This is a genomic window from Cupriavidus sp. C1SS-2L (assembly GCF_057073735.1).
This window is the reverse complement of the sequence record NZ_CP172708.1, coordinates 663,322-676,640: the sequence shown is the minus strand read 5'-3', so window position 1 is coordinate 676,640 and position 13,319 is coordinate 663,322. Positions and strand designations below refer to the sequence as shown.

The following is a 13,319-nucleotide window of genomic DNA, read 5'->3' as shown; positions in this document are numbered from 1 at the left end:
GGCTAAGTGCGCGGACCGGCGTTGCGCTTGCCGGTCGTCTGCGTGTTGCTTGCTTCGGGACGCGTTACCCGCGCGCGTCCGTTGCCGGACTTTGCCGCCGAAGCCCCTGGCGCGACCGCCGGCTCGATCGGCTGTGGCCCGCCATGCGCGTGGTCGGTGCCAAGCATGTCGGCCACTTCGCGGTAGCGCGTCAGGCGTTCACCCTCCAATGGTGCGATCACGGTCAGTACGCGATGCGCGGCCACCATCAGCCTGCGCCGCTCGTCCTCGTCCGGTACGAGTTGCGGCAGCGCACGGAGCGCGCGCTGGCGGTCAAGCTGCACGATGGAGGTCTGCTGCCGCACGAGCGACTTGAACTCGGCCAGCGTCAGGCGGCCGCGCCCTTCCGGCTGTTCGCGCGCCATCTGGCGCAGCAGGTTGAACGGTCGCTCCTCGATCGCCGCGTTGGCGTCAGCCACGTAGGCCAGGATCCGCACGAAAGCTTCGCGCATACCGCCCTGTTCCGTGGCCGCCTGGGCGTCGCTCAGTCGGCGCTGTGCCAGTTCCTTGCGCAACTGCACCGTCACCGGCGATTCCAGGTTGACTGGCGCGTGCGCCTGCATGCCCACCAGCGCCGCCATCATCGGCGACTGGTAAAGGGTTTCGAACGCGAGTTCATACCAGGCATCGCGCGCATCGCGGTACTGGTCCAGGGCGCTGATAATCTGCGCCGACACCGCGCGCTCCATTGTCAGGAACGGATTGTCCTGCGCGACCGGCTGCCGGTGCTCGCGCACCATCGGCGCCAGTGCGCGGATCCACGCCATCCACGGATTGTTGTCGGTGGCGAGCGAGCGCTCCAGGCGCGACGGGTGAACGGCGCGCGCGGCCTCGGCGGTGAGCTCGGTCGTTGAGGCACGCACCACTGGCGACGCGAAGGTGTCGTAGAGATGCTGGTTGACTTCCGAAATCCGGCGCACCACCTCGAACGGACGCTCATCTTCGCGACCATCGTCCAGTGCGAGGATGTCGGCAATCTTGCGGCGCTCGAAGCGCACCATGTAGCGTCCTTCGATGAGGTCGCGATGCGGCGTACCCGGCGCGATGTCCTCGATCTTCGCCTCGTACAGGCCCGGCGGCAGCACGTCGATAAGATCGAGCGCGCAAAACAGTTCGCTGTGCTCGCGGTTGGCCACGCCAGCCGAAACAAAAATGCCGAGGTGCCCGACGGTCGGATGCAGGCAGTACACGATGACCTGGTCATTGGCCACCAGTTCCTCGTCCGTCGCGTAGAGGTCGGGAATCCAGTTCAGCGCCTGCTGCGGCGGCGTGATGTTGTCCCCCCACGACGCGAACACGACGATCGGCGAGCGGATGTTGCGCAGGTCCACCACCGTCTTGCCGTCGGCGCTGCGCACCTGCCCTGCGGTGAGGCGGTTGCCGACGAACAGGTTCTGCACGATCCAGTCGATCTCGGCGCGGTTCATCAGGAAGTGGCCGCCCCACCATCGCTCGAACTCGAGGAAGCGCGGACCTTCCGTATCGGCCTTCGCGTAGACGTTGTAGAGCTTGCCCCACAGCGTGTTTGAAGGATTGAGCTGCTCGAAGTTCTGCACGAGCCATGCGCCGTCGAAGCGGCCATTGCCCAGGTCCGCCGTCAGCGAGGCGAGCCAGGAGCCGCCAAGCAGGCCGCCGCTGTAGCGCATCGGGTTGGTGCCGCGCACGCCCGCCCAGTACGACAGCGGCGCGCCGGCCACCAGCAGCGGGCCGACGGCGTCCGGTGCCACCGCCGCGAGGATCATCAGCGCCCAGCCCGCCTGGCAGTTGCCGACCACGAACGGTTTGCCGGGTGCGTCAGGGTGGCGTTCGTTGATGATCTTCATGAAGCCGGCCTCGGCGCGCGCGACGGCCTCGATGGTCTGGCCCGGACATGGGTCGCGGAAGAACGTGATGAAGTAGCACGGGTGCCCCATGCGCAGCGCGATGCCGATTTCGCTGTCCGCCTTGAAGCCGCCAATGCCGGGACCATGTCCAGCGCGCGGGTCGATGACGACGAACGGCCGCTTGGCCGGATCGGTCGGCATGTCGGCGGGCGGGATGATGCGCAGCAGCGCGTAGTTGACCGGCTCGGGCAGCGTGCGCGCGTCAGCGAGCGTCTCGTGCTCGAACACGAGCACGGGCGGCATGCCTTCACGCTCGTGCTCGGTGGATTCATTGCCGCGCTGGCGCAGGATGTCCTGCAGCAGGATGGAGCGCTGCCACGCATCGACGCCGTATTCGACGGCGGCCCATGGCCACGCAAAGAACGGGGCGAAGGCGCCGAACTGCGCCAGTGCACCGTTGGATTCAGGCTGGCCGGACTGCGTGCCCGGCGTGCCGGTGGATTCGCTAGCTGACATTCCACTTCCCCTGATTGGTGTCGGCGGACGCGCCACGCGTGCCGGAACAGTCCTTCGGGAACATCTGGATGTGACGCGTTGTGCTAAGCAGCAAAAACAAGCCTACCAGCGTGTCGTGCCAATGGCAATCGCGGAAACGTGTCGCTCGTGAGCCGGTTTGCGCACCTCGTTGCAGCGCTGCGTGGGCATTTCAGCACATCCGGAATGACGGAAAGGAAAGATTCGTGGCCTATACTGGGCCCGATGCGCCTTGCGCAGCGCAACATGCCGACCAACCTGACCGGAATCCGCCATGACTGCTGCCTCGTCCGCCCTGTCTCTGCCTGCCGAGCCCGGCCCCCCCGGCACCGACAAGTACGCCACGTTGCTGGCACGCTGCGCCGGCCTGCCGCCGATTCCCACTGCCGTGGCACACCCGTGCGACGCCTCATCGCTGAGCGGTGCGATGCAAGCCGCCAGCCTCGGACTGATCGTGCCAATCCTGTTCGGTCCGCAAGCGCGTATCCGTGAAGTCGCGGCCGAACAGGGGCTACCGCTCGGCGATACCGTCATCATCGATACGCCGCATAGCCATGCCTCCGCCGCGCGGGCGGTCGAAGCGGTGCGCAATGGTGAAGCGGAGCTGCTCATGAAGGGCAGCCTGCACACCGATGAACTGCTGCACGAAGTGACCGCCTCGGGCAGCGGCCTGCGTACGGGCCGGCGACTGTCGCACGTATTCGCGATGGATGTGCCGAGCTACCACAAGCCGCTGTTCATCACCGATGCCGCGGTGAACATTTTCCCCACGCTCAATGACAAGGCCGACATTTGCCGCAATGCGATCGACCTCGTGCGCGTGCTCGGCGTCGAGCGCCCGAAGGTGGCCATCCTGTCAGCCGTGGAAACCGTGACCGACAAGATCCCGTCGACGATCGATGCCGCGGCGCTGTGCACGATGAGCCGGCGCGGGCAGATCACCGGCGCGCTGCTCGACGGCCCGCTTGCGTTCGACAACGCCATCAGCCGCGAGGCCGCCGTGACCAAGGGCATTGACTCGGAAGTGGCCGGCGACCCTGACATCCTTCTCGTACCCGACCTCGAAGCCGGCAACATGCTGGCCAAGCAGCTCACCTTCCTGGCGGGCGCCGAAGCCGCCGGCATCGTGCTGGGGGCTCGCGTGCCCATCATCCTGACCAGCCGCGCCGACAGCGTGCGCGCGCGCATCGGCAGCTGCGCCATCGCGGTCCTGCTCGCGCATGCGCGCCGCAGCGCCGAAGCCGCCGTACCGGTCTGAGCTGCCCCCCCCACCTTATGCGGAGTGCATCGAGCGTGAGTGCCACCCATCCCGTCATCCTGGTCGTCAATGCCGGCTCTTCCAGCGTCAAGGTTTCCGTCTACACCGTGCCGGAAGCCGCGCATGACAACGCAGATATCAACCCCGTACTGAGCGCGCACGGGCAGATCGAAAGCATCGGCGTCGCGCCGCGGCTGCGCGCGAGCATGGCCGATGGCCATGTCGTCGCCGACGAATCGTTTCCCGTCGCGCAGGTCGCCGACCACGACGCAGCCTTCCGCCTGATACGCCTGGTGCTGAGCGTGGGGCTGCGCGACAACCCGCCGGTCGCCATCGGCCACCGCGTGGTCCACGGCGGCAGCGACTTCGCGCAGGCCGTGCGCATCGACGACGACGTGATCTCGCGCCTCGAGGCGCTGATCCCGCTGGCGCCGCTGCACCAGCCCCATAACCTCACTGCGATCCGTGCGGTGCGCAAGGCCGCCCCTGACCTGCTGCAAGTCGCCTGTTTCGACACGGCCTTCCATGCCGGGCACGACATGCTTGCCCAGTTGATAGCGCTGCCCTACGAGTACTACGAGCGGGGCATCCGGCGCTACGGCTTCCACGGGCTGTCCTACGAGTACATCGCCCGGCGCCTGGGCCAGGTGGCACCTGACGTCGCCGCGGGCCGCGTGATCGTGGCCCACCTGGGCAACGGCGCAAGCCTGTGCGCCATGCGCGATGGCCGCAGCGTGGAAAGCACCATGGGACTGACGGCGCTAGACGGCATGCCGATGGGCACGCGCTGCGGCTCCATCGACCCGGGCGCGGTGCTGTGGCTGGCGCAGCAGGGCATGACCGCCGACGCGATCCAGACGATGTTGTATGGCGCTTCCGGCCTGAAGGGACTATCAGGGGTCAGCAGCGACATGCGCGCGCTTCTGGCGAGCGAAGAGCCGCGCGCGCGGCTCGCGGTGGACTTCTACGCCTACCGCGCGGCGCAGGAGATCGGCAAGCTGGCCGTCACGCTCGGCGGCCTGGACACGCTGGTGTTCACCGCCGGCATCGGCGCCAATTCGCCGCCGGTGCGCGCACGCATCTGCGCACACCTGACGGACCTGTTCGGCATCAGCCTGGACAACGCGGCCAACAACGACAACAGCCAGCGCGTGAGCAGCGACGCCAGCCGCGTGCCGGTGCTGGTGCTGCCCACCGACGAGGAAGGCATGATCGCGCTGAGCACCGCGCGCATCCTGCGCGAAAGCGGCAAGCTGTAAGGCCGGCGCGGCGCTCGCCGCGCGTCAGGCTTCCAGGTAGTGCGCGCGCAGCTGCTCCACGTCGACGTCCAGCCCGTCGCGCAGGAAGCCATTCATGCTGCCGTACTCGGCCTCGATGGCCTGCACGGACGCATCGAGGTAGCTGGCGCGCACCTCGAGCAGCGGCATCATGACCTCCGGCCGAATGCCAAATTGCGTGATGCGCTCCAGCGCCTGCGTGTTGAAACGGGCATTGCGCTGGTTCGATTCCAGGTAGTTGGCGAGGATATCGTCCTGCCCCACACCCAGCGCCGAGAGCAGCAGCAGCGACGCGAAGCCCGTGCGGTCCTTGCCCGCGGTGCAGTGATACAGCAGCGTCTTGCCCGACTGCGCATTGCGCATGAAGTCACCGAACACCTGCCGGTAGCGCACCGGGAAATCGCGATAGACGCCGATCATGAACGCATCGACGTCTTCCGGCGTGCTCTCGCGCAGCCGCGGCATCAGCACGTCCATGGCCATGCTGCCTTCGAGCACCGGCATGGCGATCCAGTTGAAACGTTGCCCGAACGGCGCTTCGTCGGCCGACTTCTCGCCCGGAGAGCGGAAGTCCACGACGGCATCGAGCGCCAGGCCCTGCAACCGCTCGATGTCGGCGACCGACGCGAGCGCGGGATTGCCGCTGCGGTACAGGCGGCCATGCCGAACGCGGCGGCCGCCGGCTCCGGCGAGTCCGCCGAGGTCCCGTGCGTTGCTGATGCTTTCCAATCCGAGTTCGCTTCCGTTTGCGGCAGGCCCGAACGGCACTACCGTGTGCAAGCCCGGCGCGTGCGATGCCCGCAGGCATCCGGCCCAGGCCAACCAATGGCTGATCATCTGTTGTCCTCTTATCTGTCTTCTCCGGCGCTGTCCGTTCGCGCCTCGTTCCTGACGATCCTTCAGGCTGCTGCCGGCGCTGTGGTGCGGCCGCGATAGGCCGGCACGTACCAACGCAAATGGCAGCCGGCAATGTAGCGCCCATCAAGGCGATGCACCAGCTTCCATACCGCCAGCGCGCCCGCCGCGATGTCGACCCATGCCCAGGGACGGTTCGGATCGCCTTCGCGCACGAGTTCCACTGCACGCACTTCCGCATACGGCTTCAGCGCCTTGCGCAAGGTTGCAGCATCAACGCCGGGCCGTAGACCACGCACCAAAACCTTCATGATCGACTCCTAATTATTTCAGATCACTGCCTGCGCATGCGTCACCTGCAGATTTCCCGCATTGCGCCAGACCCCGGGGCATGCCGTTTGCCTTGCTGCATGCGCCTTTACAGGTAAGACGCCGCTGACGCGCGAGGAATCCCCACATCGCTTGCAATCTTGATCTGGCTCATGGCGGCCGCAATTTGCGCCGGATTCAACTCGACAAAAGCGTTGAACCTCGACCGAAATTTCCGATCGCTCGAACGCGGCGGTTCCGTCATAAGCGGGGTCGCTGCCGCACCCCTGATGCCAAGCGTACGACACCTGTTCACGCGGGGCTGGCACAATACGCGCCATGAAAAGTCTCTGGTCCGCCTTTGTCAAACTGCTGGTGCTCGCCGTGATCGGCGGCGCGCTGCTTGCCACCGTGGCCGTGCTCGTGGCCAATCGCCAGCTGCCATCGCTCGATGCCCTGACCGCGTTCCGCGGCACATCCGACTACGTGCCGCTACGCGAATTCCCGCGCGACCTGACCGACGCTGTGGTCGCCATCGAGGACGAGCGGTTCTACCTGCATGATGGCATCGACTACGTCGGCGTGATCCGTGCGGGCGTCGCCAATCTGTCCGACGAGCTGTCGCAGGGAGCCTCGACCATCACCATGCAGGTCGCGCGCAACTTCTTCCTGTCACGTGAGAAGACGTACACCCGCAAGCTGTATGAAGTGCTGCTGTCGTACCGGATCGAACATGCGATGAGCAAGGATGAGATCCTTGAGCTCTACATGAACAAGATCTACCTTGGGCAAGGGGCGTATGGATTTGCCGATGCGGCGCGGACTTATTTTGGCAAGCCGGTTGAGCGGTTGACGCTTGCCGAATGCGCAATGCTTGCGGGGTTGCCCAAGGCACCGTCTGCCAATAACCCTGTCGTCAATCCGCGGCGGGCGCGGCAGCGGCAGGCTTATATCCTGCATCGGATGCTGGAGTTGGGGAAGATTTCCAGGGGCGAGTATGACGGGGCGTTGCTGGAGCCGATGAGGTTGAAGTAGGGGGTGGATTTTTTGGGGCTTGGCGGGTTATCGCTCTTGGCATGCGCCGCTGACGTCCCACCAACATCCCAATTACTCCAATACCCCCCGATGCCTCCCCACCGCCTCCTGCACGATCTCCAGCAGCCCGGTGCCAGCATCGGCATCCACGTGGCCGAGCAGAGCTCGACGCATCCGGGGCTCCCAAAACCGCTTGATATGCCCGGCGATATCGGCCAATGCCTCCTCTCGATCCGGCATAGCCTCAAAGAAGCTGCCAATCTGATTGGCCATCGTAATCAGGTTGTCGATCTTCATACCAGACTCGCTTCGTGTTGCAGTCGTTGGGGATGGGAATAAACCACGTGGCCACTCGCGCGGACGAAGCCGGCCAGCGTAATGTTGGCCTGCTCGGCGAGCCGCACGGCCAGTGCCGTGGGCGCTGAAACGGCAGCGAGCACACCGGCGCCAATGGCCGCAGTCTTGAGCACCATTTCATAGCTCGCGCGGCTGGTCACCAGCACCGCGCCGCTGGCAATGTCCTCGCCGCTGCGCGCGAGCGCACCGGCAAGTTTGTCGAGCGCATTGTGGCGCCCCACGTCCTCGCGCACCATCGCGACATGGCCGTCGGCACGCAGCCAAGCAGCAGCATGCGTTGCGCCGGTTTCGCGCTGCAGCGCCTGCCGCAACTGGAGCTGCACGAACGCGGCCTGGATCACGTCGGTGTGGAAGCTCGCTGCACTCTTCACCGGCGCAGGCATGCGCATCACCTGCTCCAGCGATTCCGTACCACACAGGCCACAGCCAGTGCGGCCGGCCAGCGATCGGCGCCGCTCCTTGAGACCCATGAAGGCTTCCGAGGCGATCTCGATACGCACGGCAATGCCGTGTTCGCGCGCCTCGGTCTCGATGTCGTACACATCGCGCGCATTGGAGACAATGCCTTCGCTCAGGCTGAAGCCAAGCGCGAAGTCTTCGAGATCAGCCGGCGTGGCCAGCATCACCGCATGGGAGATACCGTTGTATTCCAGCGCGACGGGCACCTCTTCAGCGAGCTCGTCAGGACTCAGCGCATGTTCGCCGTGGCGCCACCGGCTCACCGCGAAGGTGCTGTGCGTGGCCGGTTCGCCATCCGCTTCCTGGACCGGTTCGAGTTCCGGTCCGTTCATGCAGCGCATCATGATGCGATCCTCCTGTCAGCCCACCGCGGCCTGGGCCGAATCGGTGCTCGCCGCTTCGAGCAGCTGAAGCTGCTGCGCGTTGAACGCCTGATATTGCTTCTGCCATTCCGAAGGTTGCGCCACCGGCATCACCTGCACCGCGGTCACCTTGTACTCGGGGCAGTTGGTGGCCCAGTCGGAGTTGTCGGTCGTGATCACGTTGGCGCCCGATTCCGGGAAGTGGAAGGTCGTGTAGACCACGCCCGGCTGCATGCGCTCGCTGACAATCGCGCGCAGTACGGTCTCCCCTGCCCGGCTCTGCACGCCGACCCAGTCGCCGTCCTTGATGCCGCGCTCCTCGGCATCATGCGGATGGAGCTCGAGCCGATCCTCGTCGTGCCAGTGGACGTTCTCGGTGCGGCGTGTCTGCGCGCCCACGTTGTACTGCGACAGAATGCGGCCCGTGGTCAGGATCAGCGGGTAGGCACGCGTGATCTTCTCGGTGGTCGGCACGTACTTGGTGATGATGAACTTGCCCTTGCCGCGCACGAAGCGGTCGATGTGCATGGTCGGCGTTCCTTCAGGCGCGTCTTCGTTGCACGGCCACTGGATGCTGCCCAGTTCGTCGAGGCGCTTGTAGCTCACGCCGTGGAACGTCGGTGTCAGGCGCGCGATCTCGTCCATGATCTCGGACGGGTTCTTGTAATTCATCGGGTAGCCGAGCGCATTCGCCAGCAGGATGGTCGCTTCCCAGTCTGCATAGCCGGCCTTGGGCGGCATCACCTTGCGCACGCGCGAGATGCGGCGTTCCGCGTTGGTGAAGGTGCCGTCCTTCTCCAGGAACGACGAACCCGGCAGGAACACGTGCGCGTACTTGGCGGTTTCGTTCAGGAAGATGTCCTGCACCACGATGCATTCCATCGACGACAGTGCTTCGGCCACGTGCTGCGTGTTCGGGTCGGACTGGACGATGTCCTCGCCCTGGCAGTACATGCCCATGAAGCTGCCGCCGAGCGCGGCTTCGAACATGTTCGGGATGCGCAGGCCCGGCTCCGGGCTGATCTCCACGTTCCATGCCGATTCGAACAGCGCGCGCACGGTCGAGTCCGACACGTGGCGATAGCCCGGCAGTTCATGCGGGAACGAGCCCATATCGCACGAACCCTGCACGTTGTTCTGGCCGCGCAGCGGGTTCACGCCCACGCCTTCGCGGCCGACGTTTCCGGTGGCCATGGCGAGGTTGGCGATGCCCATCACCGTGGTCGAGCCCTGTGCATGCTCGGTCACGCCGAGGCCGTAGTAGATGGCCGCGTTGCCGCCGGTGGCGTAGAGACGCGCGGCGCCGCGCAGCGTGTCGGCCGGCACGCCGGTCACTTCGGCCATGGCTTCGGGCGAGTTCTCGGGCTGCGAGACGAAGTCGCGCCATTGCTGGAACGCGCGGTCTTCGCAACGCTCGGCGATGAACTCGTCGGCAAGCAGGCCTTCGGTCACGATCACGTGGGCCATCGACGTCACCAGCGCGACGTTGGTGCCCGGACGCAGTTGCAGGTGGAAGTCGGCGCGGATATGCGGCGAATCGACCAGGTCGATTTTGCGCGGGTCAGCGACGATCAGCTTCGCACCGGCACGCAGGCGCTTCTTCATGCGCGAGGCGAACACCGGGTGGCCGTCGGTCGGGTTAGCGCCGATCACCATGATCACGTCGGACTTCTCGACCGACTTGAAGGTCTGCGTGCCGGCCGATTCACCGAGCGTCTGCTTCAGACCATAACCGGTCGGCGAATGGCAGACCCGTGCGCAGGTGTCGACGTTGTTGTTGCCGAATGCGGCGCGCACGAGCTTCTGCACGAGGTAGCCTTCCTCGTTCGTGCAGCGCGACGACACGATGCCGCCGATCGAATCCTTGCCATGCTTGGCCTGGATGCGCTTGAATTCCGAAGCCGCGTAGTGGATGGCCTCTTCCCACGACACTTCGCGCCACGGATCGGTGATCTTCGCGCGGATCATCGGCTTGAGGATGCGGTCCTGGTGCGTGGCGTAACCCCAGGCGAAGCGGCCCTTCACGCACGCGTGGCCTTCGTTGGCCTTGCCGTCCTTGTACGGCACCATGCGCACGACTTCGTTGCCCTTCATCTCGGCCTTGAACGAGCAGCCGACGCCGCAGTAAGCGCACGTCGTGACGACGCTGCGCGGCGCCTGGCCCAGCTTGATGACGGAAGTCTCGGTCAGCGTCGCGGTCGGGCAAGCCTGCACGCAGGCGCCGCACGACACGCAATCCGATTCCATGAACGACTGGCTGGTGCCCGGCGACACGCGCGAGTCGAAGCCGCGGCCCGAGATCGTCAGCGCGAACGTGCCTTGCGTTTCCTCGCATGCGCGCACGCAGCGGTTGCAGACGATGCACTTGGACGGATCGTAGGTGAAGTAAGGATTGGACTCATCCTTCTTCATGTCGGTGTGCGTGGCGATCGGGCCGCCGTCGTTGTAGCGCACTTCACGCAGGCCCACTTCGCCAGCCATGTCCTGCAGCTCGCAGTTGCCATTGGTCGGGCAAGTCAGGCAATCGAGCGGGTGGTCGGAGATGTACAGCTCCATCACGCCGCGGCGCAGGTCGGACAGCTTGTCGCTCTGCGTCTTGACCTTCATGCCGGCTTCCACCGGCGTCGTGCACGAGGCCGGATAGCCGCGGCGCCCTTCGATCTCGACCAGGCACAGGCGGCACGAGCCGAACGACTTCAGGCTGTCGGTCGCGCACAGCTTGGGCACGCTGACCTCCGCCTCCATCGCGGCGCGCATCACCGACGTGCCAGCCGGCACGGTGACGCTGACGCCATCGATCTCGAGGGTGACCATTTCGGTCGATTCGCTGGCGGGGGTGCCGAAGTCAATCACATCGCGGCAATCCATGGTTGTCTCCCGTAGTTCTGTTCTGGCGCAGGCTCAGGCCGCCTTGGCTGGGTTGGAGGCGAGGCCGAAGTCCTCGGGGAATTCGTTGAGTGCGGACAGCACCGGGTACGGCGTCATACCGCCCATGGCGCAGAGCGAGCCGTTGAGCATGGTGTCGCACAGGTCGCGCACCAGCTTCACATGCTTGACCGGCTCGTTGCCGGCGATGATCCGGTCCATGACTTCCACGCCGCGCGTGGAGCCGATCCGGCACGGCGTGCACTTACCGCATGATTCGATCGCGCAGAACTCCATCGCGTAGCGTGCCTGCTTCGCCATGTCGACAGTCTCGTCGAACACCACGATGCCGCCGTGGCCGACTACACCACCGAATGCCGCATAGGCTTCGTAGTCCATCGGCACATCGAAGCGCGCTTCGGGCAGATAGGCGCCGAGCGGGCCGCCCACCTGCACCGCGCGTACGGCGCGGCCGCTGCGCGTGCCACCGCCGTAGTCGTAGAGCAGTTCACGCAGCGTCACGCCGAATGCCTTTTCGACCAGACCACCTTGCTTGATATTGCCGGCGAGCTGGAACGGCAGCGTGCCGCGTGAACGACCCATGCCGAAGTCTCGGTAGTGCTGCGCGCCGCGCGCGAGGATGACGGGCACCGTCGCGAGCGAAATCACGTTGTTGATGACGGTGGGCTTGCCAAACAGGCCCTCCAGCGCCGGGAGCGGCGGCTTGGCGCGCACCACGCCACGTTTACCTTCCAGGCTTTCGAGCAGCGCGGTTTCCTCGCCGCACACATAGGCGCCGGCGCCCTTGCGCACTTCCAAGTGGAAGCGCTTGCCGCTGCCGCGGATGTCGTCGCCGAGCCAGCCGGCGGCCGTAGCCGTAGCAATGGCTGCATTCAGCACGGCAATCGCATGCGGGTATTCGGAACGGCAGTAGATATAGCCGTACTCCGCGCCGACCGCGAGACCGGCGATCGTCATGCCCTCGATCAGCACGAACGGGTCGTCTTCCATGACCATGCGGTCGGAGAACGTGCCCGAATCGCCTTCGTCGGCATTGCAGACGATGTACTTGACCGCGGACTTCGCGCCGAGCACGGTCTTCCACTTGATGCCGGTCGGGAACGCCGCGCCGCCGCGGCCACGCAGGCCGGAGTCGGTCACTTCCTGCACGATCGCGGCAGGCTCCATCGCCAGCGCGCGCTCGAGGCCGGCATAGCCTTCATGCGCACGGTAGTCGTCGAGCGACAGCGGATCGGTGATGCCGACGCGCGCGAACGTCAGGCGTTCCTGGCGCTTGAGGAAAGGAATCTCGTCGGTGAGGCCATGAGCCAGTACGTGTTCGCCGCCTTGCAGCAGGCCCGCATCTAGCAGTCCCGGCACATCGTCCACGCTGACTGGACCGTAGGCCACGCGGCCCGCTTCGGTTTGCACTTCAACCAACGGCTCGAGCCAGAACATGCCGCGCGAGCCGTTGCGCACGATGTGCACCGACTCGCCGCGCGCAGCCGCTTCACGAGCAATCGCGCGCGCCACGTCGTCGGCGCCAAGGGCCAGCGCGGTGGAATCGCGCGGGACAAAGATGGTGGTGACGGCGGCGCTCATGCCTGGGTCTCCTGATTGGCGGGCTGGTGGGCGGTCTGGTCGGCGCGCAGCTTGCGCACCAGCACATCGAAGCGCTTTGCGTCGACATAGCCGTGCAGCTGCTCGCCCATCATCACGGCCGGGCCGCACGCGCACTGGCCGAGGCAGTAGACCGGCTCCAGCGTGACGGCACCGTCGGCGGTGGTTTCATGGAAGTCGCAACCGAGTGCGCGCCTGGCGTGCTCGGCCAGCGCTTCGGCACCGACGGACTGGCAGGCCTCGGCACGGCAGACCTGCACCACGTGGCGGCCGGCCGGCTGCTGGCGGAAATGGTGGTAGAACGTGATCACGCCATGCACCTCGGCACGTGACAGGTTCAGCGCCTTGGCGATGACCGGCACGGCCGTGTCGGGGATGTAGCCGTGGGTGTCCTGGATTTCGTGCAGGATGGGCAGCAAGGCGCCCGGCATATCCTGGCGCGCCGCCACGATCGCGGCGATGGCCGCTGTGCGGGCCGCGTCGGCCGGCGCCGGAGCGGAAGTGGCGGTATCTGGCATGGCGTCTC

Annotated in this window: 11 protein-coding genes; 3 read left to right on the top strand and 8 right to left on the bottom strand. The window is 65.9% G+C overall.

What is annotated here, in order from left to right:
- Window positions 1–2 precede the first annotated feature (2 nt).
- Entirely contained in the window at window positions 3–2,378 is a 2,376-nt protein-coding gene (locus ACIGJG_RS03175) for a DUF3141 domain-containing protein (protein WP_483672738.1), read from the bottom strand.
- 292 nt (window positions 2,379–2,670) lie between these two features.
- Here ACIGJG_RS03175 and ACIGJG_RS03170 point away from each other — a divergent pair, with 292 nt between their 5' ends.
- Window positions 2,671–3,654, top strand: a complete 984-nt coding sequence (locus ACIGJG_RS03170) for a phosphate acetyltransferase (RefSeq protein WP_011296814.1) — start codon at window positions 2,671–2,673, stop codon at window positions 3,652–3,654.
- Between the two features lie 35 nt (window positions 3,655–3,689).
- On the top strand, window positions 3,690–4,913 hold the full coding sequence (locus ACIGJG_RS03165; RefSeq protein ID WP_220631318.1) for an acetate/propionate family kinase: 1,224 nt from the start codon (window positions 3,690–3,692) through the stop codon (window positions 4,911–4,913).
- A 24-nt stretch (window positions 4,914–4,937) separates the two neighbouring features.
- Here the strand turns inward: ACIGJG_RS03165 and ACIGJG_RS03160 are convergent, their stop codons facing one another.
- Both ACIGJG_RS03160 and ACIGJG_RS03155 read right to left on the bottom strand, forming a co-directional pair.
- Window positions 4,938–5,768 carry a tyrosine-protein phosphatase gene (locus ACIGJG_RS03160; protein WP_011296812.1) on the bottom strand — a complete coding sequence of 277 codons (831 nt, stop codon included), beginning with the start codon at window positions 5,766–5,768 and terminating at the stop codon, window positions 4,938–4,940.
- A 62-nt stretch (window positions 5,769–5,830) separates the two neighbouring features.
- Window positions 5,831–6,097, bottom strand: a complete 267-nt coding sequence (locus tag ACIGJG_RS03155) for an RNA-binding protein (RefSeq protein ID WP_011296811.1) — start codon at window positions 6,095–6,097, stop codon at window positions 5,831–5,833.
- 337 nt (window positions 6,098–6,434) lie between these two features.
- Between ACIGJG_RS03155 and ACIGJG_RS03150 the strand changes: the two genes are divergently transcribed.
- Window positions 6,435–7,130: a transglycosylase domain-containing protein gene (locus ACIGJG_RS03150; RefSeq protein WP_011296810.1), complete on the top strand. Its 696-nt coding sequence runs from the start codon at window positions 6,435–6,437 to the stop codon at window positions 7,128–7,130.
- Window positions 7,131–7,202: 72 nt separating this feature from the next.
- On the opposite strand, the gene ACIGJG_RS03145 is transcribed toward ACIGJG_RS03150, so the two are convergent.
- From ACIGJG_RS03145 to ACIGJG_RS03125, 5 genes are read right to left on the bottom strand one after another with little or no spacing between them, the layout of a single operon-like run.
- Entirely contained in the window at window positions 7,203–7,427 is a 225-nt protein-coding gene (locus ACIGJG_RS03145) for a formate dehydrogenase subunit delta (RefSeq protein ID WP_011296809.1), read from the bottom strand.
- Window positions 7,424–8,290 carry a formate dehydrogenase accessory sulfurtransferase FdhD gene (fdhD, locus tag ACIGJG_RS03140; RefSeq protein WP_181184446.1) on the bottom strand — a complete coding sequence of 289 codons (867 nt, stop codon included), beginning with the start codon at window positions 8,288–8,290 and terminating at the stop codon, window positions 7,424–7,426. The genes ACIGJG_RS03145 and fdhD overlap by 4 nt, the downstream gene beginning before the upstream one ends.
- Before the next feature lie 15 nt (window positions 8,291–8,305).
- Window positions 8,306–11,176, bottom strand: coding sequence for a formate dehydrogenase subunit alpha (gene fdhF / locus ACIGJG_RS03135; RefSeq protein ID WP_483672737.1), 2,871 nt, complete (start codon window positions 11,174–11,176; stop codon window positions 8,306–8,308).
- A gap of 33 nt (window positions 11,177–11,209) precedes the next feature.
- Entirely contained in the window at window positions 11,210–12,775 is a 1,566-nt protein-coding gene (locus tag ACIGJG_RS03130) for a formate dehydrogenase beta subunit (RefSeq protein WP_140950573.1), read from the bottom strand.
- A complete protein-coding gene (locus ACIGJG_RS03125) occupies window positions 12,772–13,311 on the bottom strand; it encodes a formate dehydrogenase subunit gamma (protein WP_140950572.1) in 540 nt (179 codons plus the stop codon). Before ACIGJG_RS03125 ends, ACIGJG_RS03130 begins: the two co-directional genes overlap by 4 nt.
- Window positions 13,312–13,319 lie beyond the last annotated feature (8 nt).